This is a genomic window from Thermus igniterrae ATCC 700962, from assembly GCF_000376265.1.
In the GTDB taxonomy this organism is placed as follows: domain Bacteria; phylum Deinococcota; class Deinococci; order Deinococcales; family Thermaceae; genus Thermus; species Thermus igniterrae.
In genome coordinates this window covers 1-26,050 of the sequence record NZ_AQWU01000062.1, presented here as the reverse complement: position 1 = coordinate 26,050, position 26,050 = coordinate 1, and the positions used below count along the sequence as shown (strand labels likewise).

Annotated in this window: 29 protein-coding genes; 18 read left to right on the top strand and 11 right to left on the bottom strand. The window is 69.6% G+C overall.

Features of this window, described 5'->3' with window-relative positions; translation table 11 throughout:
• Positions 1 to 37: 37 nt before the first annotated feature.
• Positions 38 to 1,090 (top strand): protease complex subunit PrcB family protein, encoded by a 1,053-nt coding sequence (locus tag B128_RS0106455; RefSeq protein ID WP_018111464.1) that lies wholly within the window; start codon positions 38 to 40, stop codon positions 1,088 to 1,090.
• Here the strand turns inward: B128_RS0106455 and B128_RS0106450 are convergent.
• From B128_RS0106450 to B128_RS0106425, 6 genes are read right to left on the bottom strand one after another with little or no spacing between them, the layout of a single operon-like run.
• Entirely contained in the window at positions 1,080 to 2,231 is a 1,152-nt protein-coding gene (locus B128_RS0106450; RefSeq protein ID WP_018111463.1) for a bifunctional folylpolyglutamate synthase/dihydrofolate synthase, read from the bottom strand. The two genes, B128_RS0106455 and B128_RS0106450, sit on opposite strands and share 11 nt — an antisense overlap.
• Positions 2,228 to 4,033 (bottom strand): ABC transporter ATP-binding protein, encoded by a 1,806-nt coding sequence (locus B128_RS0106445; RefSeq protein WP_018111462.1) that lies wholly within the window; start codon positions 4,031 to 4,033, stop codon positions 2,228 to 2,230. The genes B128_RS0106450 and B128_RS0106445 overlap by 4 nt, the downstream gene beginning before the upstream one ends.
• On the bottom strand, positions 4,030 to 5,766 hold the full coding sequence (locus B128_RS0106440) for an ABC transporter ATP-binding protein (protein ID WP_018111461.1): 1,737 nt from the start codon (positions 5,764 to 5,766) through the stop codon (positions 4,030 to 4,032). Before B128_RS0106440 ends, B128_RS0106445 begins: the two co-directional genes overlap by 4 nt.
• Positions 5,767 to 5,820: 54 nt before the next feature.
• Positions 5,821 to 6,651, bottom strand: coding sequence for a hypothetical protein (locus B128_RS0106435; RefSeq protein ID WP_018111460.1), 831 nt, complete (start codon positions 6,649 to 6,651; stop codon positions 5,821 to 5,823).
• 5 nt (positions 6,652 to 6,656) lie between these two features.
• Positions 6,657 to 7,646 (bottom strand): M20/M25/M40 family metallo-hydrolase, encoded by a 990-nt coding sequence (locus B128_RS0106430; protein WP_018111459.1) that lies wholly within the window; start codon positions 7,644 to 7,646, stop codon positions 6,657 to 6,659.
• Positions 7,646 to 8,299, bottom strand: coding sequence for a response regulator transcription factor (locus B128_RS0106425; RefSeq protein ID WP_018111458.1), 654 nt, complete (start codon positions 8,297 to 8,299; stop codon positions 7,646 to 7,648). Before B128_RS0106425 ends, B128_RS0106430 begins: the two co-directional genes overlap by 1 nt.
• A 42-nt stretch (positions 8,300 to 8,341) precedes the next feature.
• Here B128_RS0106425 and B128_RS0106420 point away from each other — a divergent pair, with 42 nt between their 5' ends.
• On the top strand, positions 8,342 to 9,565 hold the full coding sequence (locus B128_RS0106420) for a class I SAM-dependent RNA methyltransferase (protein WP_018111457.1): 1,224 nt from the start codon (positions 8,342 to 8,344) through the stop codon (positions 9,563 to 9,565).
• Here B128_RS0106420 and B128_RS0106415 read toward each other — a convergent pair.
• A complete protein-coding gene (locus tag B128_RS0106415; protein ID WP_018111456.1) occupies positions 9,557 to 10,525 on the bottom strand; it encodes a peptidoglycan DD-metalloendopeptidase family protein in 969 nt (322 codons plus the stop codon). The two genes, B128_RS0106420 and B128_RS0106415, sit on opposite strands and share 9 nt — an antisense overlap.
• Before the next feature lie 30 nt (positions 10,526 to 10,555).
• Between B128_RS0106415 and aroQ the strand changes: the two genes are divergently transcribed.
• The 13 genes from aroQ to B128_RS0106350 all read left to right on the top strand — a co-directional run bounded on the left by aroQ (position 10,556) and on the right by B128_RS0106350 (position 20,881).
• Complete coding sequence (gene aroQ / locus B128_RS0106410) at positions 10,556 to 10,999, top strand: type II 3-dehydroquinate dehydratase (RefSeq protein ID WP_018111455.1); 444 nt, start codon at positions 10,556 to 10,558, stop codon at positions 10,997 to 10,999.
• 92 nt (positions 11,000 to 11,091) lie between these two features.
• The gene (gyrA, locus tag B128_RS0106405; protein WP_018111454.1) at positions 11,092 to 13,509 is read left to right on the top strand and encodes a DNA gyrase subunit A; all 2,418 of its coding nucleotides are present in this window, start codon (positions 11,092 to 11,094) and stop codon (positions 13,507 to 13,509) included.
• Positions 13,510 to 13,821 carry a divalent-cation tolerance protein CutA gene (gene cutA / locus B128_RS0106400; RefSeq protein ID WP_018111453.1) on the top strand — a complete coding sequence of 104 codons (312 nt, stop codon included), beginning with the start codon at positions 13,510 to 13,512 and terminating at the stop codon, positions 13,819 to 13,821.
• On the top strand, positions 13,818 to 14,240 hold the full coding sequence (locus B128_RS0106395; protein ID WP_026175072.1) for a nucleotidyltransferase: 423 nt from the start codon (positions 13,818 to 13,820) through the stop codon (positions 14,238 to 14,240). The genes cutA and B128_RS0106395 overlap by 4 nt, the downstream gene beginning before the upstream one ends.
• Positions 14,240 to 14,470 (top strand): hypothetical protein, encoded by a 231-nt coding sequence (locus B128_RS0106390; protein ID WP_018111451.1) that lies wholly within the window; start codon positions 14,240 to 14,242, stop codon positions 14,468 to 14,470. Before B128_RS0106395 ends, B128_RS0106390 begins: the two co-directional genes overlap by 1 nt.
• A 75-nt stretch (positions 14,471 to 14,545) precedes the next feature.
• Positions 14,546 to 15,154: a helix-turn-helix domain-containing protein gene (locus tag B128_RS0106385; protein WP_018111450.1), complete on the top strand. Its 609-nt coding sequence runs from the start codon at positions 14,546 to 14,548 to the stop codon at positions 15,152 to 15,154.
• A gap of 68 nt (positions 15,155 to 15,222) precedes the next feature.
• Positions 15,223 to 15,870 (top strand): DUF502 domain-containing protein, encoded by a 648-nt coding sequence (locus B128_RS0106380; protein ID WP_018111449.1) that lies wholly within the window; start codon positions 15,223 to 15,225, stop codon positions 15,868 to 15,870.
• An 8-nt stretch (positions 15,871 to 15,878) separates the two neighbouring features.
• Positions 15,879 to 16,241, top strand: a complete 363-nt coding sequence (locus tag B128_RS0106375) for a hypothetical protein (protein ID WP_018111448.1) — start codon at positions 15,879 to 15,881, stop codon at positions 16,239 to 16,241.
• Positions 16,238 to 16,921: a response regulator transcription factor gene (locus tag B128_RS0106370; protein ID WP_018111447.1), complete on the top strand. Its 684-nt coding sequence runs from the start codon at positions 16,238 to 16,240 to the stop codon at positions 16,919 to 16,921. The genes B128_RS0106375 and B128_RS0106370 overlap by 4 nt, the downstream gene beginning before the upstream one ends.
• Before the next feature lie 6 nt (positions 16,922 to 16,927).
• On the top strand, positions 16,928 to 18,187 hold the full coding sequence (locus B128_RS0106365) for a sensor histidine kinase (protein WP_018111446.1): 1,260 nt from the start codon (positions 16,928 to 16,930) through the stop codon (positions 18,185 to 18,187).
• Positions 18,188 to 18,221: 34 nt separating this feature from the next.
• A complete protein-coding gene (locus B128_RS0106360; protein ID WP_018111445.1) occupies positions 18,222 to 18,938 on the top strand; it encodes a (Fe-S)-binding protein in 717 nt (238 codons plus the stop codon).
• The gene (locus B128_RS0106355) at positions 18,922 to 20,328 is read left to right on the top strand and encodes a LutB/LldF family L-lactate oxidation iron-sulfur protein (protein WP_018111444.1); all 1,407 of its coding nucleotides are present in this window, start codon (positions 18,922 to 18,924) and stop codon (positions 20,326 to 20,328) included. Before B128_RS0106360 ends, B128_RS0106355 begins: the two co-directional genes overlap by 17 nt.
• Positions 20,318 to 20,881 carry a LutC/YkgG family protein gene (locus B128_RS0106350; protein WP_018111443.1) on the top strand — a complete coding sequence of 188 codons (564 nt, stop codon included), beginning with the start codon at positions 20,318 to 20,320 and terminating at the stop codon, positions 20,879 to 20,881. The genes B128_RS0106355 and B128_RS0106350 overlap by 11 nt, the downstream gene beginning before the upstream one ends.
• On the opposite strand, the gene lepB is transcribed toward B128_RS0106350, so the two are convergent.
• Both lepB and B128_RS0106340 read right to left on the bottom strand, forming a co-directional pair.
• Complete coding sequence (lepB, locus tag B128_RS0106345; RefSeq protein ID WP_018111442.1) at positions 20,874 to 21,680, bottom strand: signal peptidase I; 807 nt, start codon at positions 21,678 to 21,680, stop codon at positions 20,874 to 20,876. The genes B128_RS0106350 and lepB overlap by 8 nt on opposite strands.
• The gene (locus B128_RS0106340; RefSeq protein WP_018111441.1) at positions 21,677 to 22,432 is read right to left on the bottom strand and encodes a patatin-like phospholipase family protein; all 756 of its coding nucleotides are present in this window, start codon (positions 22,430 to 22,432) and stop codon (positions 21,677 to 21,679) included. Before B128_RS0106340 ends, lepB begins: the two co-directional genes overlap by 4 nt.
• Positions 22,433 to 22,480: 48 nt before the next feature.
• On the opposite strand from B128_RS0106340, the gene B128_RS0106335 reads away from it, so the two are divergent.
• Positions 22,481 to 23,254 carry a serine/threonine-protein kinase gene (locus B128_RS0106335; RefSeq protein ID WP_026175071.1) on the top strand — a complete coding sequence of 258 codons (774 nt, stop codon included), beginning with the start codon at positions 22,481 to 22,483 and terminating at the stop codon, positions 23,252 to 23,254.
• An 11-nt stretch (positions 23,255 to 23,265) separates the two neighbouring features.
• Here the strand turns inward: B128_RS0106335 and B128_RS0106330 are convergent, their stop codons facing one another.
• Positions 23,266 to 24,360 (bottom strand): N-acetylmuramoyl-L-alanine amidase, encoded by a 1,095-nt coding sequence (locus B128_RS0106330; RefSeq protein WP_026175070.1) that lies wholly within the window; start codon positions 24,358 to 24,360, stop codon positions 23,266 to 23,268.
• A 48-nt stretch (positions 24,361 to 24,408) separates the two neighbouring features.
• Between B128_RS0106330 and B128_RS0106325 the strand changes: the two genes are divergently transcribed.
• Together B128_RS0106325 and B128_RS0106320 are read left to right on the top strand one after the other, a co-directional pair.
• Positions 24,409 to 24,837, top strand: a complete 429-nt coding sequence (locus tag B128_RS0106325; RefSeq protein ID WP_018111438.1) for an OsmC family protein — start codon at positions 24,409 to 24,411, stop codon at positions 24,835 to 24,837.
• 5 nt (positions 24,838 to 24,842) lie between these two features.
• The gene (locus B128_RS0106320; RefSeq protein WP_018111437.1) at positions 24,843 to 25,601 is read left to right on the top strand and encodes a type III pantothenate kinase; all 759 of its coding nucleotides are present in this window, start codon (positions 24,843 to 24,845) and stop codon (positions 25,599 to 25,601) included.
• On the opposite strand, the gene B128_RS0106315 is transcribed toward B128_RS0106320, so the two are convergent.
• Positions 25,564 to 25,938, bottom strand: a complete 375-nt coding sequence (locus tag B128_RS0106315) for an SRA domain-containing endonuclease (RefSeq protein WP_018111436.1) — start codon at positions 25,936 to 25,938, stop codon at positions 25,564 to 25,566. The two genes, B128_RS0106320 and B128_RS0106315, sit on opposite strands and share 38 nt — an antisense overlap.
• Positions 25,939 to 26,050 lie beyond the last annotated feature (112 nt).

Sequence of the window (26,050 nt, the reverse complement as noted above, 5' to 3'; positions counted from 1 at the left end):
TCAACACCCCCATCCCCTAGAGGGGTATCATGGAACCATGAGAAAAGCCCTGTACGCCACCCTCCTCCTGGTGCCCCTCCTCTCCGCCTGCGAGGTGCTGGAAGGCTCGGGCTACCGGGTGGCCGAGGCCCAGCTCCTCTTCCCCGAGGCCACGGAGCGCTGGACCTACTTCTACGGGGAGCCCCGGGAGGTGAAGCTGGGGCCCAAGGTCCTGCGGCTGGAAAAGGGCACCGGGGAGAACCTCTGGGCCGTCCCCGGGGCCCTTTGGGTGGAGGGAAGCCCGGTCCTCAGGGAGGTGGGGCCCGCCCTGAGGCCGGCGGCCGAGGCGGTGAGGGGGTTCTCGGGGAACCTGGTGGAGGTGCGAACCCAGGCCAACCTGCGGGCCACCTGGCTCTATGACGGCGTGGGCTGGGTCCGCCTCACGGCCGCCATGCGGGAAGGGGAAAAGCGGGCCCTGGTGCAGCCCGCCAACTACCTGACCCCGGACCTCTACGCCTTTACCGGCCCCGAGACCCAGGTCCTCCTGCGGGAAATCCTGGCCCGGCGGGGCGGGCGGCAGGTGGTGGTCTTTGAGCTCAGCGAGCCCGTCCTCAGGCCCCTCACCCTAGACCCCACCCCCGACGGCTACCGGGTGGGCGCCCTCCTGGTCCAGTACGGGCTTAGAGTGGAGCTGGTGACCCCGCCCACGCCTCCCTACCAGATCCTGGACCGCGGCGCCAACGCCGCTTATCAGGAGACCGAGCCCCGGGCCTTCCTGGCCAACAACCCCACCCGCTTCGCCGAGGTCTGGAACCTGGCGGTGGGCAACCGCATCCCCCGTCCCCCTGCCCCCAGCGTGGACTTCCGCACCCGGAGCGTGGCCGCCTTCTTCTGGGGCCTGAAGCCCACGGGGGGGTACGCCATGGAGGTGGTGGGGGTCACCTACGGCGGGGAGGTGGCGCGGGTGATCCTGAACCTGCAAAGCCCCAGGCCAGGGGCCATCGTCACCCAGGCCCTCACCAGCCCCTACGTGATCCTGGAGCTGGAGCGGGTGCGGCGGGTGGTCTTCGCCGACCCCGCGGGCAAGGTGCTGGCGGAGGCTAGGGAGTAAGGCGGCCCCGCAGGGCCCCCACCAGGTACAAGGACCCCGTGGCCAAGATAGGAAGCCCATCCTTCCTGGCGGCCTCCACCGCGTCCAGGAGGGCTTCCCAGGGCTCCTCAAAGAAGGGCTTCCCCAGCTCGGGGCCCAAAGCGCCCTCCCCAGCCCGGGTGTAGCGGACGCTTCGGGCCTGGGGCAGGAGGTGGGCCAGCACCCCCCGGACGTCCTTCCGGGGAAAGGCCCCAAAGACCAGGTGGTAGGCGGGGAGCTCCTGGGCTAAGGCCGCCGCCGCAGGGGGGTTGTGGGCCCCGTCCAGGTAGACCTCCACCCCTTCCAGCAAGAAGCGCTCCAAGCGCCCAGGGTGGCGGGCCTCCCTGAGCCCCCGGGCGATGACCTCTTCCGCAAAGCCCAGAAGGCGCAGGGCGGCCGCCGCCAGGCGGGCGTTTTCCTCCTGGAAGCGGCCCTTAAGCCCGGGAGGCACCGGGAGGGCAAAGAGGGAGTCTTCGGGGTCCAGGGGATAAAGGGGTGCCCCCCTGGCCTCGGCCACCTGCCGGGCCACCTCGAGGCCCACCCCCCTGGCCCCGGTGACCACCGGCACCCCGGGGCGAAAGGCCCCGGCCTTGTCCTGGGCCACCGCCTGGAGGCTTCCCCCCAGGGCCTCCAGGTGGTCCTCCCCCACGTTGGTGAGCACGGTGAGGGTCACGTGGGCCAGGGCGTTGGTGGCGTCCTTCTCCCCTCCCACCCCCGCCTCCACCGCGGCCAGGGCCACCCCTGCCTTCCGGAAGTGGTGGAAGGCCAAGGCGGTGGCCAGGTCAAAGAAGCCGGGGGGCTCGGGCCAGGCCTCCTCCCGGGCCCAGGCGGCGAAGGCCACCACCTCCTCCTCGGGGATGAGGCCCAGGTGGGTGCGGATGCGCTCGCGAAAGTCCTGGAGGTGGGGGCTGGTGTAGGCGCCAAAGGGGACGCCTGCCGCCCGGAAGGCCGCTTCCAGGTAGGCCACCACGCTCCCCTTGCCGTTGGTGCCCAGGACGTGCACCGCCCGGAAGGCCCCTTCGGGGTGGCCCAGGCGCTCCAGCAAGGCGCGCACCCGCCCCGTGCCCCGCTCCCCCTGGCGGCGCCGGGCGTAGAGCCATTCCAAGGCCTCCCGGTAGGTCATGGCTCCGCGTACTGCAGGCGGTAGAGGGTGGCGTAGTACCCTCCCCGCTCCAGGAGGGCCTCGTGCGTCCCCTCCTCCACCAGCCGCCCCTTGCGGAAGACCAGGATGCGGTCCACCCGGCGGATGGTGGAGAGCCGGTGGGCGATGATCAGGGAGGTGCGTCCCTCCATGGCCTTGTAGAGGGCCTCCTGCAGGCGCTTTTCCGTTTCGGAGTCCACGTTGGCCGTGGCCTCGTCCAGGATGAGGAGGATGTCGGGGCTGGCCAGCAGGGCCCGCACCAGGGCCAGGAGCTGCTTCTCCCCCGTGGAAAGCCCCGCCCCCCGCTCCCCCACCCGGGTGTGGTAGCCCTGGGGCAGGCGGAGGATGGCCTCGTGCACGCCCAGGAAGCGGGCCACCTCCACCACCCGCTCCTCGGGGATGCTCTCGTCAAAGAGGCGCAGGTTGTCCAGGATGGTGCCGGAGAAGAGGAAGGGGTCCTGGAGCACGATGCCCACGTGCCGCCTGAGCTCCTCCTGGCGGTAGTTGCGCACGTCCTCCCCGTCTATGCGCACCTCGCCCCGCTGGGGGTCGTAAAAGCGGGCGATAAGGCTCACCACGCTGGTCTTCCCCGCCCCCGTGGCCCCCACCAGGGCCACCTTCTCCCCGGGGGCGATGCGGAAGGAAACCCCCCGCAGGACCCAGTCCTTCTCCGTGGGCTCCACCCCCTTGGGGGTGTAGGCCAGCCACACGTCCTTGAAGACCACCTCCCCCCGGAAGCGTTGGACGGGCTTGGGGGAGGTGGGGTCCTTGAGCTCCTCCTCGGCGTCCAGCACGCCGAAGATGCGCTCGGCGCTGGCCATGGCCCCCTGGAAGAGGTTGAACTTGTCGGAGAGGTCCTGCAGGGGCTGGAAGAGCTGGCGGGTGTAGTCCACGAAGGCCACCAGAAGCCCCAAGGAGGCCACCCCCCGCACCACCTCTCCCCCGCCGTAGAAGAGGAGGCCCGCCACGGCCAGGTCCCCCAGAAAGCCCACCACGGGGAAGAAGAGGGCGAACCAGCGCACGATCTCCACCCAGGCGCGCAGGAGGTCCTGGGCCAGCCGGTCAAAGCGGGCCTCCCGGTCCTTCTCCCGGACGAAAAGCTGGATGGTCTCCACCCCGGAAAGGTTCTCCTGCAGGGCGGCGTTCACCCGGGCAAGCCTCAGGCGCATCTCCCGGTAGGCCAGGCGCATCCCGTTGCGCACCCAGGCGGTGACCCAAAGGAGCACGGGCACCACCAGGAGGACCACCAGGGTGAGCTTGGGGCTTAGGGCGAACATGAAGGCCAGGAGGCCAAAGAGGGTGAAGAGGTCGGCGATGACCCCCACCAGCCCCCCGGTGATGAACTGGTTGATGGCGTCCACATCGGAGGTGACCCGGGTCATGAGGCGGCCCACGGGGTTTTTGTCGTAGAAGCCCGGGTGGAGGCGCATGAGCTTGGCGAAGAGGGCACTCCTTAGGTCAAAGAGCACCCGCTGCCCCACCCACTGGATGAGGTAGGTCTGGCCGTAGGTGGCGGCAAAGTTGAGCCCCCGCACCAGCAAAAAGCCCAGGCTCACCCAGAGGAGGAGGGAAAAGCGTTCCTCCAGGGGCTTGGCCTCCTTGGGCACCAGGGCCCCGTCAATGGCCCACTTGAAGAAGAGGGGGGTGGCGGCCGCGGTCAGGGTGGTGAGGAGGAGGAAGAGGAGGGCCAGGCCCACCTGCAGGCGGTAGGGCTTCACGTACTGCAAGATGCGGGCGAAGAGCACCCGGTCAAAGGCCTTGCTGTAGGCGTCCTCGTGGGTCATCCCTCCACCTCGCTTTCCATGCGCTGGATGCGGTCCAGCTCGGCGTAGAGGCCGCCCGCCTCCAGGAGGCTCTCATGGGTGCCCTCCTCCACGATCCTCCCCCCCTCCAGGACGATGATCCAGTCCGCATGGCGCAGGGTGGCGGTGCGGTGGGAGATGAGGAAGGTGGTCTGGCGGCCCAGCACCGTCTTCAGGCCCTGGAGAATCCTGGCCTCGGTCTCGGTGTCCACCGCGCTTAGGGCATCGTCCAGGATGAGGACCTTGGGGCGCTTGGCCAGGGCCCGGGCCAGGGCCACCCGCTGCCTTTGCCCCCCGGAAAGGGTCACCCCCCTTTCCCCCAGGACGGTCTCGTAGCCCTTGGGGAAGGCCAGGATTTCCTCGTGGACCCCGGCCAGCTGGGCGGCCCAGGCCACCCGCTCGGGGTCTTGGGCCTCGAGGCCAAAGGCCATGTTCTCCATCAGGGTCTCGCTGAAGAGGAAGGGCTCCTGGGGGGCCATCCCCACGGCCCGGCGCAGGACGGCCAGGGGAATCCGCTTCACCTCGTACCCCCCCACGTAGACCCGCCCCTCCGTGGGGTCCAGAAGCCGGGGCACCAGGGCGGCCAGGAGGCTCTTCCCCGCCCCGGTGCGCCCAGTGATGCCCAGGGTCATGCCCTCGGGCACGGTGAGGGTGATGTCCTTGAGGAGCCAGCGCCCCCCCAGCTGGAGGCCCACCCCCTCAAAGCGCACCTCCCCGGAAAGGTCCTCCAGGCGGAGGGGCAGGGGGTCTTCATCGCGGATGGCGGGCTCCTGGTCCAAAAGCTCCAAAAGGCGCCTCAGGCTGGTGAGGCCCCGCTGGTACATGGCCATCACCCAGCCCAGGCCCAGGATGGGCCAGGTGAGCTGGGCCAGGTAGGCGTTGAACTGCACCAGCTCCCCCACGGAAAGCTCCCCCCGCACCACCATCCCCCCGCCGGCCCAGAGGACGGTGAGGAAGGCAAAGCCCATGAGGAAGCCCAGAAGGGCCTGCATGGGGCCTTCCACCTTGACCAGGGCCAGGCTCTTGGCCATGTAGGCCCGGTTGAGGTCCTGGAAGCGGGTGAGCATCCGCCCCTCCAGGGCGTACCCCTTCACCACCCGGATGCCGCTGAAGGCCTCCTGGGCCAGGGTGCTGATGGCGTCAAAGGCCTCCTGGGCCTCGCGGTAGCGGCGGTCTATCAGCCGGAGGAGGTAGAACATGACCCCGGCGATGGCCGGGAGGATCAGGGTGAGGTAGAAGGCCAGGCGGGCATCCACGGCGTACATGGAGGCGAAGGCCAGGAGGACCAGGAAGGAAAGCCGGCTTCCCATCATGATGCCCGGCCCCACCATCTCCCGCACCGCGGAGAGGTCGGTGTTCAGGCGGTTCATCAGGTCCCCCACCCGGGTCTTCTGGTGGAAGGAGCGGTCCAGGCGGAGGAGGTGGTGGAAGAGGTCCCTGCGCAGGTCATACTCCACCTGCCGGCTGGCCACCACCGCCAGGCGGCGCATGAAGTAGGAGAGGAGGGCGCTCACCCCACCGGAAAGGAGGAGGAAGAGGGCGTAGCGCCCGTAGGGCCCCCCGTGCCCCACTGCATCCACCGCCAGGCGCAGGAAGTAGGGGGTGAGGACGAAGAAGAGGATGGAGAGGAGGCCCAAGAAGACGCCCAGGAGGTAGCGCCCCCGGTAGGGGGCCAGGTAGGGGAGGAGGCGGTAGAGGACTGACCGACCGGTCATGCCCACCAGTTTACCGCGAAATCCCCCGCCCCTTGGGGCCTGGGCCACAGGCCCCTACCCCTGGAGCTCCGCCTTCAGGCCCTTCAGGGCCTCGGTCCAGTCCTCCCCCAGGGTGAGGAGGCGGTGGGGCTTGGCAAGCCGCCGGGCCGCCTTGCGCAGGAGGCCGGGGATGGGGGGGCAGGCGTAGGAGACCACCAGTAAGAGGGCCTTCACCCGGCCCAGCCGGTGGAGGTAGTGGACCATGCCCAAAAGCTCCAGGTCGGTGGGAAGGTCCATGGGCAAAAAGCGCTCCCCCTCCTCCCGGAGCCTCTCGGGGGGCAGGTCGGGGAAGTAGGGCAAGAGGTCCACCCGGGCCAGGGCCTGCCGCACCACCTCCCGGAAGCCTTCCTCCTCCAGGAGGTAGGGCTGGGCCACCACCCCCACGCTTCCCAGGGGTGTCTTGAGGGGAGAAGGGGGCTTAAGGAACCCCTTGGCCCGGTCCAGGGCGCGGCCCACCAGCATGGGGTTCTGGGTGAGCAGGTGGCCCACCTCGGCGGCGCGGCCCAGGGCCTTTTCGGAAAGCTCGGCGGGAACCTTGAGGACCGGGGGAAGCCCGGGGTAGTAGCGGAGGAGGGCGGCCTCGAGGTCCAGAAGCCAGGGGCATCCCCCCCCGCCCCGCTCCGACTCCACCCCGCCCTGCAGGTCGGGAAGGAGGAGGTAGTCCACACCCCGGGCCTTCAGGGCCTCCACCTGGGCCAAAAGCCCCTGGACGGGAAGGCAGTAGGGCTGGCGGAGGTCCGGGGATACCTCGGCCCGCACCACCTCCGCCCCCAGGGCCTCCAGGTAAGCCGCCCAGAAGCCCAGGTACCGCCGGGAAAGGAAGCCCGAAAGCACACCCACGCGCATACGCCCTATCCTACGCCAAGGGCCTCCAGAAAGGCCAGGAGCACCTGCTGTCCCTCCTTGAGGCTCTGGGGAAGGACCCACTCCTCCTCGGTGTGGGCCCCACCCCCCCGGTAGACCCCCAGGGCCAAGGCGGGAATGCCCCGCTCTATGGCGGCGCCGGCATCCGTGGAGCCTGGCTGGAACAGGGGCCTCTCCCCGATGGTGGCCAGGGCCTCCTCGGCCGCCCGCAACAACTCCGGGGTGGCGGTGGCGCCCGCGGGCCGCTCCCCCAGGACCTCGAGGGCCATCTCCACCCCGTGCCGCCGGGCCGCCTCCTTGAGGGCCGCCACCGCCTTCTCGTAAAGGGCCTTTAGCGCCTCGGGAGCGAGGGCGCGGATCTCCAGGAGGGCCGAGGCCTCCTTGGGGATGGCGTTCACCGCCTCACCCCCCCGCAGGCTGCTGGCGTTGAGGCTCGCCTCCTCCTGGCCCTGGAAGAGGGCATGGAGGGCGGCAAGCCCCTCGGCCAGGGCGAAGACTGGGCTTGGGGTGCCCCGGTCCCCCCAGGCGTGCCCTCCCCTTCCCAGGTAGCGCACCCGAAAGCGCAAGGAGCCCAGGGCGCGGTCCACCACCCCGGGGAGGTAGCCGTCCACCGCCACCACCACCCTGGGGGCCAGGGCCTCCACCAGGGCCCTCGCCCCCCGCAGGTTCCCCAGGCCCTCCTCCCCCACGGTGAAGCCCCACACCACCCCGGGGCGCTGGGGCAGGGAGAGCAAGACGGCCACCCCGGCGGAGTTGTCCCCCACCCCCGGGCCGTAGAGGCGCTCCCCCCGCCGCCTGAGGGGGGTGGGGGGCAGGACCGTGTCCAGATGGGCCAGGAGGAGGAGCCGCCCCTCCCCGGCAAAGACGTTGCCCAGGCCATCCCGCCGGGCCCCCGGGAGGTGACGGGCCACGTACTCCCCCCTGGCCTCCTCCCCGGCCAGGGGAGCCAGCTCCAGGAGGAAGCGCACCGGGTCCACTACTCCTCGGGTTCCGGCTGGGCCAGCCCTTCGCGGATGGCGTAGAGGGCGGCCTGGGTACGGTTGTTGAGGTGGAGCTTCTGGAAGATCTCGGAGAGGCGGTTGCGCACCGTCTTCTCGGAAAGCTGCAGCTCGGCGGCGATCTCCAGGTTGGTGTACCCCTGGGCCACCAGCTTGAGGATCTGGATCTCCCGCTCGGAGAGCTCGGCGTGCAAGGGGGTGCTGGCCTCCTTCTTGGCCCGGAAGTCCTGGATGATGCGCCCCGCCAGTTCGGCGTCCAGGAGCACCTCCCCCGCGTGCACCCGGCGGATGGCCCCGATGAGCTCGCTGGCGTCGGTGTCCTTCAGGAGGTAGCCCCTGGCCCCCGCCTTCACCGCCTCAAACACGTAGGCGTCCTGGCGGTACATGGTGAGGATGATCACCTTGGCCGCCGGCCACTCCTTGAGGATGGCCTGGGTGGCCTGCACCCCGTCCAGGCCGGGCATCTGGATGTCCATGAGGATCACGTCAGGCTTGGCCTCGAGGGCATGGCGCAAGGCCTCCCAACCGTCCTTGGCCTCCCCCACCACCCGGAAGTCCCCCTCCGCCTCCAAGAGGCTTTTGAGCCCCTGGCGAAAGAGGGCATGGTCGTCCGCCAAAAGGATGCGAATCACCCTTCCATCTTAGCGCCAAGGGGTGTGGGGTATGGTGGAGGGATGAGGGTTCTCACCGTGGAGAAGCTGGTCCCCGGGGGCTACGGCCTGGCCCGCACGGAGGAGGGGGCCGTCCTGGTCAAGGGGGCCCTCCCGGGGGAGGTGGTGCGGGGCCGCCCGGTGCGCCGCAGGGGGGCGCTTTTCCTGGAAGAAGTTGAGCTTTTGCAACCCCACCCCGACCGCTACCCCCACCCCCTCCCCCCCACGGCTGACCTGCCTCTGGTCTACGAGCGCCAGCTCCCCCTGAAGGAGGGGCTGGTGCGGGAGGCCCTGGAGCGCATCGCCAAGCTCCCCTTCCCCCTAAGCCCCATCCGCCCCTCCCCCAGGGCGCTCGGCTACCGCACCGCCGCCCAGTACGCCCGCCACCCCCTGGGAGGCCTGGCCTACCGCCTTCCGGAAAGCCACGCCCTGGTGCGGGTGGCCGAGGACCCCCTCCTGGCGGAGCCCCTGGCCTGGGCCCTGGGGGTGCTCTCGGGCTGGCCCCTGCCCGTGGAGGAGGTGGTCCTAAGGGGAAGCCTCCTGGAGGGGCGGGTGCTCTTAGGGCTTATCGGGGGAAGCCCCGAGGCCCTGAAGCGCCCCGCCAAGGCCCTGGTGGCGGAGGGCTTTGCCGGGGTGGTCTGGGGGGAGCCCTCGGCCAAGGGCCGCTTCCGCGGCCAGGTGCGCCCCCTCCACGGGGAAAGAACCCTCCTGGAGCGCTTTGGCCCCCTCACCGCCAGCGTGAGCGTGGAGAGCTTCAGCCAGGTGAACCCCCTGGCGGCAGGGGAGCTTTTGCAGGAGGCCCAGGGCCTCCCCTCCGGGGGGGAAAGGGCCCTGGAGCTCTACGCCGGCTCAGGCCTCCTTTCCCTCCTCCTCGCCCCCCGGTACCGGGAGGTGGTGGCGGTGGAGATCAGCAAGGAAGCGGTGCGCCGGGGCGAGGCCGACCGCAGGCGGCTTGGGGTGGAAAACGTGCGCTTTCACCGGGGGGACGCCCGGGAGGCGGCCCGGCTCGGGGCCTTTGACCTGGTGCTCCTGGACCCGCCCCGGGCGGGGCTTGCCCCCGAGGTGCGGGCCTACCTCCTGGAAACCCGGCCCCAGGAGGTCCTCTACATCACCTGCGACCCCGCCACCTGGGCCCGGGACGTGGGGGCCCTGGTCCAGGGGGGCTACCGCCTGGCCTTCGCCCGCCCCTACGACTTCTTCCCCTTCACCCACCACGTGGAGGTGCTCTCCCTCCTCCGCCTAGGGTAGGGGAAGCCCCTGGAAGAAGGGCATGGGGTCCACGGGCACCCCCTTAAGGCGCACCTCCAGGTGCAGGTGGGGGCCGGTGGAAAGCCCCGTGCTCCCCAAAAGCCCCAGCACCTCCCCCGCCCGCAGGCGCTCCCCCACCCGGACAAGCCGCCTTTGGAGGTGCCAGTACCCCGTGCAAAGCCCCATGCCGTGGGCCAGGACCACGGCCTCCCCCCGCACCCTGAGCCGCTCGGAGAGGACCACCACCCCCTCGGCCACCGCCCGCACCGGGGTCCCCACCGGGGCGGCAAAGTCCAGGCCCTCGTGGTAGGCGGTGAGGAGGGTGCCGTACCGGCGCCTGGTGCCGAAGGGGCTGGTGGGGCGCCCCTCCAGGGGCCTGCGGAAGGGGCCCAGGGGGCGGGAAGGGGTCGTTTGGGAACAGGCCCCCACCACCTTCTGCCGCTCCGCTTTGAGCCCGGGGTCTTTTAGGAGGGCCTCGAGGGCCGGGGTGAGGGCCAGGGTTTCCCGCCCGTACCCCCCCGGGGCCACCCGCACCGGGAAGACCACGGCCTCATCCCCCAAAAGGAGGCGCAAGGGGTAGGCCCCGGGCTCCACCAGAGCCCCCACCGCCAAAAGGGCCCAAAGCCTCCCCTCCCCAGGGACCAGGGGGTAGCGCAGGCCCAGGAATTCCGCCTCCCCCTGGGCGTACCCCTCCACCCAGAGGCCGAAGGCCTGCCCCTGGACGGGGGGCCGGTAGAGGGCCCAGCCCCGGGGGAGGCGCACCTCCACCCCCGGCCGCACCCGGAGCACCTGGCCGGCATAGATGCGGTCAGGGTCCTTGAGCCCGTTGAGGCGCATGAGCTCCTCCACCGTGGTGCCGTAGCGCCGGGCCAAGGAGAAGAGGGTCTCCCCCGGGGCCACGGTATGGGTCTTTGCCCAGGCGAAGAGAAGGAGGAGGGAAAGGGCCAGGAAGCGGGCCATGGGCTTATCCTAGGGGGAAAGGAGCCCCCTATGGTGCTGATCCTCAACGGTCCCAACCTGAACCTTTTGGGCAGGCGGGAGCCCCACATCTACGGCCACACCACCCTGGAGGAGCTGGAGGCCCTCTGCGAGGCCTGGGGGGCCGAGCTGGGCCTGGGGGTGGCCTTCCGGCAGAGCAACTACGAGGGCCAGCTCATTGAGTGGGTGCAGCAGGCCCACCGGGAGGGCTTCTTGGCCATCGTCCTGAACCCCGGGGCCCTCACCCACTACTCCTACGCCCTCCTGGACGCCATCCGGGCCCAGCCCCTCCCCGTGGTGGAGGTCCACCTCTCCAACCTCCACGCCCGGGAGCCCTTCCGCCAGCACTCCGTGACCGCGGGGGCCTGCCGGGGCATCATCTCCGGCTTTGGCCCCCTCTCCTACAAGCTGGCCCTCACCTACCTGGCCGAGGCCCTGGAGGTGGGGGGGAAGTAAGCCCGATTTTTTAGAATCCATTAGCTTTACCCCCGGGAACCCGGGGGACTGCTATAATGAGAAGAGGCGTCTGAACGCCCTCGAGGAACGCTATGGCCCAGATCGTACCCGTGGAAATCACCGAGGAGCTCAAGCAGAGCTTCATCAACTACGCCATGTCCGTCATCGTGGACCGGGCCCTTCCCGACGTGCGGGACGGGCTCAAGCCGGTCCAGCGGCGCATCCTCTTCGGGGCCTACCAGGAGGGGGTGCTTCCCAACCGCAAGCACGTGAAGAGCGCCAAGATCACGGGCGAGGTCATGGGCAAATACCACCCCCACGGGGACGCGGCCATCTACGAGGCCCTGGTGCGCATGGCCCAGCCCTGGAACCTGCGCTACCCCCTCATGGACGGGCAGGGGAACTTCGGCTCCATTGACGGCGACCCCCCCGCTGCCCAGCGCTACACCGAGGCCCGCCTCTCCCCCCTGGGGGCGGAGATGCTGGCCGACATCGACAAGGAAACGGTACCCTTCCGCCCCAACTATGACGGCTCCCTCAAGGAGCCCGAGGTGCTCCCCGCGGCCATCCCCAACCTCCTGGTGAACGGGGCCAGCGGCATCGCCGTGGGCATGGCCACCAGCCTTCCCCCCCACAACCTCTCCGAGGTGGTGGACGCCCTGGTGGCCATGATCGACAACCCCGGGATCACCCTGGAGGAGGTGATGCGCCACCTGCCGGGCCCCGACTTCCCCACAGGGGGCAAGCTCTCCCGCCGGGGGATCAAGGAGGCCTACGCCACCGGCCGGGGCAGCCTCAAGGTGCGGGCCAAGGTGCGGGTGGAGGAGAAGGGCCAGCGGCCCATGCTGGTGGTCACGGAAATCCCCTACCAGGTCAACAAGGCCAGCCTCATCGCCCAGATCGCCGCCCTGGTCAAGGCCAAGAAGATTGAGGACATCGTGGCCCTGCGGGACGAGTCCGACCGCCAGGGGCTCAGGATCGCCATTGAGCTCAAGCGGGGGGCCAACCCCCAGGTGGTGCTGAACCAGCTCTACAAGCACACCGCCCTGCAGACCTCCTTCACGGTGAACCTCCTGGCCATCGTGAACGGGGAGCCCAAGGTCCTCCCCCTCCTTGGGCTCATGCGCCACTACCTGGACCACCGCAAGGAGGTGGTGCGGCGCCGGAGCCTCTTTGACCTGAAGAAGGCCGAGGAAAGGGCGCACATCCTGGAAGGCCTCCTCATCGCCCTGGACCACATCGACGAGGTCATCGCCCTCATCCGCGGCTCGGAGGACGCCGCCCAGGCCCGGGCCCGGCTCACGGAGCGCTTCGGCCTCTCCGAGGCCCAGGCCCAGGCCATCCTGGACATGCGCCTGCAACGCCTGGTGGCCCTGGAGCGGGAGAAGCTCTTGGAGGAATACCGGGAGCTCATGGAGGAGATCGCCCGGCTGAGGGCCATCCTCGAGGACGAGGGCCGGCTCTGGCAGGAGGTAAAGGAGGAGCTCCTCCGCATCAAGGCGCGCTACGGGGACGCCCGGCGTACCCTCCTCACCGAGTTTGAGGAAAGCTTCAACCCCGAGGACCTCATTGAGGACGAGCCCATGGTCATCACCCGCACCGCCCAGGGCTTCCTGAAGCGCCTTCCCCTGGAGAGCTACCGGGCCCAGGGGCGGGGGGGCAAGGGCCTTTTGGCCGGCAAGACCAAGGAGGAGGACGAGGCCACCCAGGTCTTCGTGGCCGACGCCCACGACGACCTCCTCCTCTTCACCAACCGCGGCCGGGTCTACCGCCTCAAGGTCTACGACCTGCCGGAGATGGGCCGCCAGGCCCGGGGGGTGCACGTGAAAACCCTCCTGCCCCTCACCGAGGAGGAGGAGGTGGCCGCCCTCCTCTCCGTGCGGGGCCTGGAGGGGGAGGGCTACCTGGTCTTCGCCACGGAAAGGGGCCTGATCAAGCGCACCGCCCTCAAGGAGTACGCCAACCTGGGCACCGCCGGCCTCATCGCCATCCGCCTGCAGGAGGGGGACCGCCTGGTGGGGGTGGCCCTCTCCGACCCCGAGGACGAGGCCATCCTGGCCACGGCGGAGGGGCAGGCCATCCGCTTCCCCCTGGAGGAGGTGCGGGCCACGGGCCGGGACAGCCAGGGGGTGGTGGGCATCCGCTTCAAGAAGCCGGGGGACCGGGTGGTCTCCCTGGTCACCGTCAAGCCCGGGGAGATGGCGGACCTCCTCTCCGTAAGCACCCGGGGCTACGGCAAGCGCACCCCCCTGGCGGAGTACCCCCGGCAGGGCCGGGGGGGGATGGGGGTCATCACCTACGCCGTCTCCCTGAAGGTGGGCCGCCTAAGCGCCCTCCTGAAGGTGCGGGGCCCGGAGGACCTCCTCGTCCTTTCCAAAAAGGGCCTGGCCATCCGCACCCCGGTGGCGGAGATCCGCCAGTACTCCCGCGCCACCGCGGGGGTCAAGGTGATGAACCTGCCCGAGGAGGACGAGGTGGCCAGCGCCTTCGTGGTGGAGGAGGAGAAGTAGATGGAAGAGGTGGTGCTCATCACCGCCCCCAACGAGGAGGTGGCCCGCACCCTGGCCCGCACCCTGGTGGAGGAGCGCCTGGCCGCCTGCGTGAACCTGGTCCCCGGCCTCACCTCGGTCTACCGCTGGCAGGGGGAGGTGGTGGAGGACCAGGAGGTGCTCCTCATCGCCAAGACCACCACCTTCGCCTTTCCCCGGCTGAAGGAGCGGGTCCTGGCCCTCCACCCCTACACCGTGCCCGAGATCCTGGCCCTGCCCGTGGCCGAGGGGCACGGGGCGTACCTGGCCTGGCTGCGGGAGAACGTGGGATGACGGAGGACATGCTGGACTTCGTCCGGGCCCTGCACGGGGCGGGCGCCCGCTTCCTGGTCATCGGGGGGTACGCCCTGGCCTTCCTGGGCCGCCCCCGCTTTACCAAAGACCTGGACCTCTGGGTGGACGCCAGGGAGGCGGAAAGGGTTCTCTCCGCCATACGGGCCTTTTTTGGGGGGGACGATCTGGGTCTCACCCCAGAGGACCTTGCCACCCCCGGGGTAGTCCAGCTAGGCTACGCGCCCAACCGCATTGACCTGGTGATTCTGGAAACCCCCTCCTTTGAGGAGGCCTTTGGCCGCGCGCTGTCCAAGGAGGTGCGGGGGGTGCCCATCTGGGTGGTCCATCCGGAGGACTTTAAGGCCCTGAAAAGGGCTTTCGGCAGGCCCATAGACCTCAGGGACATAGAGGAGCTCTGATGGGAAGGATCAAGCCCCTGGCCCGCAGGTTCTCCCTGGACACCATCCCCAAGGACCGGGAGGAGTGGCAGGCGGTGTCCCTGGAGGAACGGCTCCAGGCGGTCTGGGAAATGGCCCTCTTCTGGGCGGAAATGGAGCGGGAAGAAGCCAGGCGGCAAGGCCGCGAGGCGGAGCTGGCCACGGAGCGCCTCCTCCCCATTGCCCGCAAGCGCCCCCTGGGCCAAAGGTAGGCCGGGCGGGATTTTTGCAACCTAAAGGTTTACAAAATCCCCGGGGGCGTGCTAGCCTGGGGGAAGGAGGAAGCCATGACCCAGGCCCGTGAAACCCTAAGCTTCAAGCCCGGCGAGGTCATCCTCTACCCGGGGGTGCCGGGCCCCAGGGACCGGGTCTACCGGGTCCTCGAGGGCCTGGTGCGCCTCGAGGCCGTGGACGAGGAGGGCAACGCCCTCACCCTGCGCCTGGTGCGCCCCGGGGGCTACTTCGGCGAGGAGGCCCTCTCCGGCCTGGAGCGGGGCTACTTCGCCGAGGCGGTGACCGAGGTGGTGGCCGAGGCCCTGCCCAAGGAGCCCGGCCCCGAGGAGGTCCTGGACCTGGTGGCCCAGCTGGCCCAGGCCCTTTCCGAGTCCTACCGCCGCATTGAGCGCCTGGCCACCCAACGCCTCAAAAACCGCATGGCCGCCGCCCTTCTGGAGCTGGCCGAGACCCCCTTGGCCAGGGAGGAGGAAGGGCAGCTGGTGCTCCGGGCCACCCACGACGAGCTGGCCGCCGCCGTGGGGAGCGTGCGGGAGACGGTCACCAAGGTGGTGGGGGAGCTTTCCCGCGAAGGCTACATCCGCTCCGGCTACGGCAAGATCGTCCTCAAGGACCTCAGGGGCCTCAAGGAGCTGGCCCAAAGCCGGGGGGACGGGCGCTAGCCCCTTGCCCAGCCTGAATGCGTCCCCGCCCGCCTCTGGGGCGGGGGCCTTTGCGTAGACTGAGGGCCATGCGGTTGCGCCAGCGTCTCCTCACCGGCCTCGTCACCCTCCTGCCCCTCCTGGTCACCCTCTACTTCCTGGGCTGGGTCTACACCTATTCCGGCAGCTACATCCAGACCTTCCTCAGCTTCCTGAGCCTGGAGGTTCCCGCCGCTTACCAGCCCCTGCTTCCCTTCGTGGGGCTATTCCTGGCCGCGGTCCTCATCTACCTGGTGGGCGCCCTGGCGGAGCACTACCTGGGGCGCCAGCTCATCGTCTCCCTGGAGCGCTCCCTCCTCCTCCTGCCCATCGTCCGGGACATCTACAAGGCCGTCCAGCAGATCGCCCACACCCTCTTCGGCCAGAAGGAGGTGAAGTTCAGCCGGGCCGCGGTGATCGAGTACCCCAGGCGGGGCCTCTACACCCTCTGCTTCGTGGTCCAGCCCGTGGACCGGCGGCTTCCCCCTCTGCCCGAGGGGTACACCGTGGTCCTGGTGCCCACCAGCCCCGTGCCCGCCAGCGGCATGGTGATCCTGGTGCCCACCGAGGAGGTGATTCCCCTGGAGATCAGCGTGGAGGAAGCCCTGAAGTACGTGGTCTCGGCGGGTTTCCTCCTGCCGGAGAAACCTTCAGGCCCCTTAACCTCCCTCCCACAAAGGGCCGAGCGGCCCTCCTAGAATGGGACATGATGCGCCCCCTGGCTCTCCTTCTCCTTCTGGGGATGGGCCTGGCCGTCCTCTTCCCCCTCCTGGGGCCCGCCCTGCCCCCGGGGACGGAGCTTAGGCTCCTCTCCCAGGACCTGCGCACCCTGCACGGGGCCTGGCGGGTGGAGGGGAGGCGCCTTTTGGCCCTCTCCCCGCCCGTGCCACCCCGGACGGGGCAGGAGGTCCAGCTCCTCCTGGTCCTCCCCGGGGAGAAGCCCCGCAATTTCCCCGGGGTGGCGGACCGGGGGGACGTGCTCCTCCTGCAGGACAAGGAGCGGGTGAGCCTCCTCAGGCTTCTGAAGGAGGTCTATGGCCTCGCCCCGCCGGAAAGGCTCTGGCCATGAAGCGGATCCTGCTCATAGAAGACGACCCCGAGGTGGCCCGGCTGGTGGAGCTGGAGCTCAAGGAGGCCGGCTTTGCCGTGGAGTGGGCCAAAAGCGGCATGGAGGGGCTGGTGCGGCACCGGGAGAAAAAGCCCGACCTGGTGGTCCTGGACCTGGGTCTGCCCGACCTGGACGGGGCCGAGGTGGCCCGGAGGATCCGCGCCACCGACGAGACCCCCATCCTGGTCCTCACCGCCCAAGATGCGGTGGAGCGCAAGGTGGGCCTCCTCTCCGAGGGGGCGGACGACTACCTGGTCAAGCCCTTCCACCCCGCGGAGCTTTTGGCCCGCATCCAGGTCCAGCTCCGCCACAGGGGGGGCAGCGAGGTCCTGAGCGTGGGGCGGCTGGAGCTTTACCCCAAAAGGCGCCAGGTCTTCTTCGGGGAGCAGGAGGTGCGCCTCTCCCCCAAGGAGTTTGAGCTCCTCCAGCTCCTCATGAGCCGCCCGGGGAGGGTCTTTCCCCGGCAGGAGATTGAGGAAAGGGTCTGGGGGCGCCCCCTGGGCCGGGACTCCAACGTCCTGGACGTGCACGTGGCCAACCTGCGGGCCAAGCTGCGGGAGGTGGGGGCCTACGGCTACCTGCGCACGGTGCGGGGCCTGGGGTATGCGGTGCGCCCCGGGAAAGGGGAAGAGGAGGGTTAGGGGGGCATGCCGCCCTTCTCCTTCCGCTTTCGGCTTTTTCTCTCCTTCAGCCTCCTCTGGCTCCTTTTTTTGGTGGCGGCCCTGTACCTGGCGGGCCGGGGGGTGGAGCGGGCCCTGAGGGGGCACCTCGAGGCCACCCTCCTGGAGGACGCCCGGCGGGCGGCGGAGGCCTACCGCAAGGGCCAGGCAGGGACCCTCCTCCCCACGGGGGGGGTCTACCTCCACCTCTACGCCGAGGACGGGGAGGCCCTGATCCTCACCCAGGAGGCCCACCGCCTGGCCCAGGAGGCCCTGCAGGGGGTGGGGGAGGTCCCCAAGGTGGTCTGGCAGGAGGGCTTCGCCGCCGCCCTGGTGCGCACCCCCCTGGGCCTCCTGGCCCTCACCCAGGACACCGCCCCCATAGAGCTGGCCCTCAGGGCGCTGCGGCGGGCCCTTTTGGAGGCCTTCTTCCTCCTCTTTCCCCTGGGGGTGGTCCTGGTCTACCTCACCGCCCGGCTGGCGGCCAGGCCCCTGGAAAAGGCGGCCCGGGCCATCGCCGAGCGGAGCCCCGAGCGCCTGGACCCCGTCCCCCTCCGCCTCCCCAAGGACGAGTTCGGCCGCATGGTGGAAGCGGTGAACGGCCTCCTTCTTGCCCTGCAGGAGGCCAAGGCCAAGGAGCGGGCCTTCCTGGCCGAGGCCAGCCACGAGCTCCGCACCCCCCTCACCGTCCTCCTGGGCCACCTGGACCGCCTGGGGCGGAACCCAGGGGACCTCGAGGCCCTGGCCACCGCTAAAGCCACCGCGGAGAGGATGCGCCGCCTGGTGGAGGACCTCCTGGCCCTGGCCCGGGGGGAGGCGGAGCGCACCCTCAACCCCCACATCGTGGACCTCCACGCCCTGGCCGCGGAGGCCGCCCGGGAGTACGGGGTGGGCTTCACGGGGGAGGAGGCGGAGGTCCTGGGGGACCCCGACCGCCTCCTGCAACTCCTCCGCAACCTCATCGCCAACAGCGTGCGGGCTGCGGGGCCTGAAGGGGTGCAGGTGCGCCTCCATAAGGAGGGGGGCTTCGCCCGCCTCGAGGTGGAGGACCAGGGGCCCGGCATCCCCCCCGAGCTCCTTCCCCGCCTCTTCCAGCGCTTTGCCCGGGGGCCCGGGGGTGGGGCGGGGCTGGGCCTAGCCATCGCCCAGGCCATCGCCAGGGCCCACGGGGGGGAGATCGCCGTGGAAAGCCAGCCCGGGCGCACCCTTTTCCGGGTGCGCCTCCCCCTTCTGGAGGAGGAACCCTAGACTCCTGGGCCAAAGGGGGTATGCTATGGCACAAATGCGGGTGGCCCTCTTCATCACCTGCCTGGCCGACCAGTTCTACGCCGAGGCCGGGGTGGCGGCGGTGCGGCTCCTCAGGGCCTTGGGGGTGGAGGTGGACTTCCCCCAGGGCCAGACCTGCTGCGGCCAGCCCGCCTTCAACGCCGGCCACTGGAGGGAGGCTAGGCCCCTGGCCCTGAGAAACCTGGAGATCTTCGGCGAAGCGGAGTATGTGGTCCTGCCCTCGGGAAGCTGCGCCAGCATGGTGCGCCACCACTACCTAGAGCTCCTCCCAGGCAATCAGGAAGCCCTGGCCCTTTCGGAAAAGACCTATGAGCTCTCGGAGTTCCTGGTGAGGGTCCTGGGGGTGGAGCGGCTGGGGGAGGGCCTCAAGGGGGTCAAGGTGGCCTACCACCACGGCTGCCATGCCCTAAGGGAGCTTGGGGTTAAGGAAGAACCCCTCCTTCTCCTGCAAAATGCCGGGGCCGAGCTCCTGCCTTGGGAGGCGGCGGAGGAGTGCTGTGGCTTCGGGGGGCTTTTCTCGGTGAAGCTCCCCGAGGTCTCCCTGGCCATGGCCGACCGGAAGCTCACCACCCTGCCGGAGGCCCAGGTCCTCACCTCCACGGATGCCGGCTGCCTCCTCCACCTCTCCGGGCGCCTGGCGCAAAAGGGCCTGAACCTACGGGTGGCCCCCCTGGCCACCCTCCTTTGGGAGGCGTATGCAGGCCAAGGCTAAGCGCTACCCCGAGGAGGCCGCCCGCCTCCTCAAGGAAAAACCCCAGGTGCGCACCGCCGTCACCGGAGCCACCCTGCACTTTGAAAGGAACCGGCTTAAGGCCTACGGGGAGATTGACGCCGAGGCCTGGCGGGAGAGGGCCAAGGCAGTGAAAAATCATCTCCTCACCCACCTGGACCACTACCTGGAGCTGGCGGAGAAGCGGCTTCGGGAAAACGGGGTCCAGGTCCACTGGGCGGAGACCCCGGAGGACGCCCACCGGGTCCTGCGGGAGGTGGTGGCCCGCCACGGGGTCAGGCGGGCGGTGAAGGCCAAGAGCATGCTCACCGAGGAGCTGGGGGTGAACCCCCTGCTGGAGTCCTTGGGGGTGGAGGTTTACGAGACCGACCTGGGGGAGTACCTGATCCAGCTCCTGGGCGAACCCCCAAGCCACATCGTGGGCCCCGCCATCCACCTCCCCCTGGAGGAGATCCAGCGGCTATTCCACCAGCGCTTCGGCACGCCCCTGGAGGCCAGCCCGGAAGAGCTAGCCCAGGTGGCCCGGCGGGTGCTCAGGGAAGCCTTCCTGACCGCGGAGCTCGGCATCAGCGGGGCCAACTTCCTGGTGGCGGAGACCGGCACCCTGGCCCTCATGGAAAACGAGGGGAACATCCGGCTTTCCACCAGCCTCCCCCGGGTCCACGTGGCCTTCGTGGGCCTGGAGAAGCTCCTCCCCCGCTTCCAGGACCTGGGCCTCTTCCTCCCCCTCACCGCCCGGGCGGCCACGGGGCAGCGGCTTTCCACCTTCGTCTCCCTCCTCCAGGGACCGGCCAGGCCGGGGGAGGAGGGCCCCGAGGAGGTGCACGTGGTCCTGGTGGACCACGGGCGCACCGCTCTCCTGCACGACCCCGAGGCCTGGGAGGTGCTTCGGTGCGTGCGCTGTGGGGCCTGCCTGAACGCCTGCCCCGTCTACCGCCAGACCGGGGGCCACCCCTACGGCTACGTCTACTCCGGCCCCATCGGGGCGGTGCTGGACCCGGGGCTTCTGGGCCTCGAGGAGGCCCACCCCCTCCCCTTCGCCTCCACCCTGTGCGGGGCCTGCCAGGAGGCCTGCCCCGTGAAAATCCCCATCCCCAAGCTCCTCCTCACCTGGCGGCACCGGGCGGCGGAGGAAGGCCTGAGCCCCGCCTGGGAGAAGGCCGCCATGGGGGCCTTCCTCAAGGTGATGGCAAGCCCTACCCTCTACCGCCTCTTCAGCCGGGCCTTGCGGGGCCTGCCCCTTCCCCAGGACCTCCTCCCCCTTCTCCGGGCCTGGACCCAGGGAAGGGGCCCCCTGAAGCCCAGCCCCAAGCCCTTCCACGAGCTCTGGCAGACCCTAAAGGAGGCAAAGGAGGAAGGCGATGGAGGCTAAAACCCGCATCCTCGCTCGGGTCCGCCGGGCCCTCAAGGACCGACCCAAGGCCCTATTGCCCGAACACCCCCACGCCACCTTTCCCGAGGACCCCCTGGACCTCTTCCTGAAGCGGCTTGGGGAAAACGGGGCCGAGGGGCACCGGGTAGATCGGGCGGAGGCCCTGGCCCTCCTTAAAGAGCTCCTCCCGGGCTTTCCTGGAGCCGCCTTCGGCAAGGGGGTGCCCCCAGAGCTCCGCCCCCCCTTGCCGGAACTCCCCCCGGAGGAGGCCCCCTTGGGGATTTCCTGGGCCCTCTTCGCCGTGGCGGAGACCGGGACCGTGGCCCTCTCCGCCGAAGACGGCCGCCGGACCCAGCTCCTTCCCCCCGCCCACCTGGTCCTGGTGGAGGCGGAGAGGGTCTACCCCACCCTGCTCATGGCCCTTTCCCACCTGGGCCCTCTCCCCAGCGCCCTAGGCCTCCACTCCGGCCCCTCCAAGAGCGCGGACATCGGCCAGGTGATGGTGAAGGGGGTCCACGGCCCCGGACGGCTCATGGTGGTGGTCCTCATCTGAGGCGGTAGGCCTCCGGGGGGGAGAGCCGCCGCAGGTTCCAGCGCACACCCCCCTCCTCCCGGACCAAAAGGGGCCACCAGACGAAGTTGGCCCGCCCGGCGATGGCCTCCACGGGCACCGGGCCGAAGGTGCGGGAGTCCTCGGAGCCCCCCAGGGTGCGGTTGTCCCCCATGACAAAGTAGTACCCCTCCTTGAGGCGGATGCGCCCCACCTCGCAGGACTCCTCCAGCCGGCTCCGCTCCAAGACCCCGGGGGAAGGGGGAAGGAGCATCTCCCGAAGGGGTCTTAGGTAGGCGGGGAGGAGGTCCACGGGAAAATCCCCCTGCTGGGTGATGATGCGGGTCATGCGCCCCTCCTTGTAGCAGACCCCGGGGAAGGAGTCGGGCCAGGGGGAAAGGTAGTCGGTGATGTGCCGCTCCTCCAGGGGCCTTCCGTTCACATAGACCACCCCCCGCTCCACGTAAACCTCATCCCCGGGCACGGCCACGATGCGCTTGATGAAGAAGGCCCGGAAGGAGAAGCCCAGCACCGGGAAGCGGGCTGTGGCGTAGGGGGTACCCTCCGGGGGCTTGAGGATGGCGATCTCCCCCCGACGCCACTCCGTGAGGCCGAAGCGCACCAGCCAGGTCTCCCACTTGGGCACCAGAACCCGCTCGCCGTTTTTCAAGGTGGGGAACATGCTCTGCCCCACCACCCCCACGGTGGTGAAAACGAAGGTGGTGACCAAAAAGGCCACCAGGAGGGCCTCCCCCACCTGCCGAAACCATTCTTTGAAAAGGTAGTCCCAAAAGGCCTTCATACCCCTCCCACTCTACCCCCTAGAGCCCGCTTTGCCGCCTCGCGCCCTGCTTGCACAATCTCCTCCAGGCGCCGGAAGTCCTCCAGGCCCACCCCCGGGAGGCTGGGCTTCACGTACACCTCGGGGGCATAGAGGGTGAGGCGCACGGAGGTGAGGTGGAGCTGCATCAGATCCACCGCCCGCCGGGCCAGGGCCAAAAGCCCCCGGGGGGCCTCGTCTGCCATGCGCTCGGGGGTGACGTCCACGGCGTAAACCTCCGTGGCCCCTAGGAGGCGGGCGGCGTCTACGGGCAGGTTGTCCAGGACGCCCCCGTCAAAAAGAAGCCTCCCTTCCCGCTCCACCGGGGCCAGGAGGCCCGGGTAGGCGGCGGAGGCCAAAACCGCGCTCACCAGGTCCCCTTGGGTGAGGAAGAGGAGGCGCCCCGAGACCACGTCCACCGCGGTGACCGCCAGGGGGCGCTTCAGCTCGGCAAAGCTTGGGGGCAGGTGCTCGGCCAGGAAGTCCTTGAGCTTTTTGCGGGAGAAAATCCCCTCCCGCGGGGAAAGGCCCAAAAGCCCCAGCCAGGGCGTCCGGCGGGCGATGTGGAGCATCTCCTCCGGGGTCTTCCCCGCGGCGAAGAGGGCCCCCACGATGGCCCCCATGCTGGTGCCTGCCACCACCTGGAAGTCCAGGCCCGCCTCCAGGAAGGCCTCCAGGGCCCCGATATGGGCCAGGCCCCTGGCCCCACCTCCGGAAAGCGCCAGCCCGCGCACGGGAAAATCCTAACGACTCAAGGGTGAAAGGAATGAGGGACGGGTATAGTGGAAGCAGTGAGCCTGGCGGGGAAGACCCTCTTGGACAGGTACCGGGTGGTGCGCCCCTTGGGGCAGGGAGCCTTGGCCACCGTCTACCTGGCCTTTGACCCCTTCGGCACCCCCTACGCCCTGAAGGTCTTCCCCAAGGGGGCCGAGGGAAGGCGCAACCGGGAGTTCTGGGTGGGGAAGCAGCTTGACCACCCCAACCTCAACCCCGTCCTGGAAAGCCTGGACCTCGAGGAGGGCCCCGCCCTCCTCCTGGCCTACGCCCCCGGAGAGGAAATGGGCAGGTGGATGCTGCGCCGCCCGGAACAGCATCGGGCCTTTTTCGTCTTCCGCCAGCTCCTCATGGCCCTGGCCCACATGCACGAGAAGGGCCTGGTCCATCGGGACGTGAAGCCGGAAAACATCATCGTGGCCGGTACGGACGAGGCCCGGCTGGTGGACTTTGACCTCTCGGGGCCGGCCCTGGAGGCCTTCAAAAAACCCCTGCGCGTGGGCACCCTTCCCTACCTGGCCCCCGAGCAGGTTCTGGGGAAAAGCCCCGGCCCCGAGGCGGATGTCTACGCGGCCGGCATCATCCTCTACTGGATTCTTTCCGGGGAGCACCCCTTCGTGGGCGCCCCCGAGGAGGTGATGCTGGGGCACCTGCAAAACCCCGTACCCCCTATCCCGGGCCTCGAGGCCAAGGCGGCAGCGTTCCTGGAGCGCCTCCTGGCCAAGCGGCCAGAGGACCGCTTCCCTAACGCTCAGGAGGCCCTCAGGGCCTTTCCCTTTTAGCCCCCCTGGGGCTAGCGGGCGTAGGCCCCGTGGGCCAGAAAGGTGAGGATGCCCGCCAGGAGGCCCTGGGCCACCTTCTCCCGATAGGCGGGGTCCGCCAGCTGCCGCCCCTCCACCGGATGGTCGCCAAAGCCGATTTCCACCAGCACCGCCGGCACCTTGGCGTAGCGCAGGACGAAGAGGTCGCCGGGGAAAGCCCCCCGGTAGGGGCTCCCCGTGGCCTGGGCCAGGTGGCGCCCCAGGGTCTCCGCCAGGCGCTGGCTGTAGCGCTGGTTGGCCTGGGCCACGATGTCAGTAAGGATCCGCTCGGCCACGGAACGCGCCTCCTGGGTGAGGCGCTGGCCCAGCTCCCCCCCACCGTTTTCCCGGATTACCTGGGCCAGGACCCGGGCGTCCTGGGTCCGGCCGAAGTAGAAGGCCTCCACCCCGCGCCCGGTATGGGTGGGCGTGGCGTTCACGTGGATGGAGATGAAGAGGTTCACCTGGGAACTGTCGGCCATGGCCGCCCGGCGGGAGAGGTCCTCCCGCTTGTCGGGGGAGAGGTGGACGTCCTTGTCCCGGGTGAGGCGCACCTCAACCCCTTCCCGCTCCAGGAGGCGCTTCAGGCGCAGGGCCACGTCCAGCACCGCCTCCTTCTCCACCACATAGCCCACCATGCCCGGGTCCACCCCGCCGTGCCCGGGGTCCAGAAGCACCACGGGCCTGGGAGGCTTGGGCGCCCGGGTCTGGGAAGGTGAGGGTGCCGGCTTCTCGGCAGGAGGGGTCTCCTTCTTCAGGGCCAGGTCCACCACCAGGCGCTCGGGGTCGGAAAAGCGGCGTACCGAGACCTCCACCGGGGCCTTGAGGCGCACATGGACCCGCACCCGCCCCTCCTCGGGAAGGGTCTGCACCGAGACCACCTCGGGGGAGTTCACTACCTGGTCCAGGGGCGCCGCCTTCACCCCCACCAGGACCAGGGTGAGAAGGCCGTTTTCCTGGGTGAGGGTGTGGGCCACCTCCGGGGAAGGCAGGTCAAAGACCAGGCGGGTGAAGCCCTCGTGCACCCCCACTCGGGGAAAGGCCCAGGCCAGGCTCCATACCAGCAAAAGCCAAGGCAATAGCCGCATCTACGGCCATTCTAGCGGTCCAGATGAAGGCTTGGTAAAATCCGGCTCATGACGAAGAAGGTGGTGGTCTACAACCTGGTGGGGCATCGCTTCCTTGGGGTCAACGAGCAGGGGGACAAGGTGATGATCGACGGGGACCAGCCCGCCACCGGCCCCCGTCCCATGGAGCTCCTCCTCATGGCCCTAGGGGCCTGCACTGCCTACGACGTGGTGGACATCATGAAGAAGAAAAAGCAGCCCCTGGCCCGCTACCGGGTGGAGGTGGAGGGCATCCGGGCGGAAACCCACCCCAGGCGCTACACCCACATCACCGTGACCCACATCGCCTCAGGGCCCAACGTGACCCTGGAGGCCCTCGAGCGCGCCGCCCACCTTTCCCACACCAAGTACTGCTCCGTTTCCGCCAGCCTCAACGCCGAGATCACCGTCAAGGTGGTGCTGGAGCCCTGGGAAGAAGGCCAAGAGACCCAAGGCTAAGCGCCATGCTCCTGGCCATAGACATCGGCAACACCTCCACCGCCCTTGGGGTCTTCTCCGGGGAGGATCTCATCGCCCACTTCCGCATCCACACCGATCGGATGCGCATGGAAAGCGAGTACCGGGTAATGCTAAGAAATCTCTTCGCCCTGGAAAACCTCCCCCCTCCCAATGCCGCCCTCCTCTCCAGCGTGGTGCCCCCCGTGGAGAGGGAGATGAAGGAAGCCATAGAGAAGCTCTTCAGCATCAAAGCCCAGGTGGTGGATGCCGGGGCCACAGGGCTCGAGGTGTGCATAGACAACCCCAAGGAAGCTGGCACCGACCGCCTGGTGAACGCCGTGGGCGCTTTGGGCTACGAAAGCCCCACGGGCCGCTACATCGTGGTGGACTTCGGCACCGCCACCACTTTTGACCTGGTGGAGGCCCCCAACCGCTACCTGGGCGGGGCCATCACCATCGGCCCCCAGACGGCGGCGGACGCCCTGGCGGCCCGCACCGCCAAGCTCCCCCGTATAGACCTGGTGCCGCCCAAGGGGGTGGTGGGCAGGAACACCCTGGAAGCCCTCCGCTCCGGCCTCGTCCTGGGTTACGCCGCCCTGGTGGAGGGGATGGTGCGCCGCTTCAAGGAGGAGACGGGGGAGGCCCTGGTGATCGCCACCGGGGGGTTTGCGGAAACCCTCAAGGACCTCTGCCCCTCCTTTGACGTGGTGGACGAGGACCTCACCCTCAAGGGCCTCCTGCGCATCCACCAGGGGCAAGGGTGAACCAGTAAACATACCGCCCCTCCTCGGGCAGGAGGGCATACCGCCACCCCTCCACCCGGTACCAGCCCAGGTCCCGCCAGCGCCCTGGCCGCTCCCGCAGGAAGACCCGCAAGGGGATGCTCTCCCGGTGGGCCAGGAGGAGGCGGAGGTTGCCCCCAAGGGGCTCCTGGTGCCCCCGCTTCCCCTCCCCCATGTAGAGGATGCGCCCATCGGGCAAAAAGACATTCCGGTAGCCCGACTCCCCCCGGTCCACCAGGAGGCTTTGCCGACCGATCCCCCTGCGGGTGCCGTGGAAGGCAAAGACCTCGCTCCAGCTCAAGCTGGGCTTGCCTTGCAAAGGTCAGGAGGACGGGTGTATATCTCTCTCCTGATGGGCAAGCGAGGCTTCCTTCGCAGGGAGGCAAGCCCCAAGGAGGTCTTGGAACACTGCCTGCGCCTGGCCCGGGAGG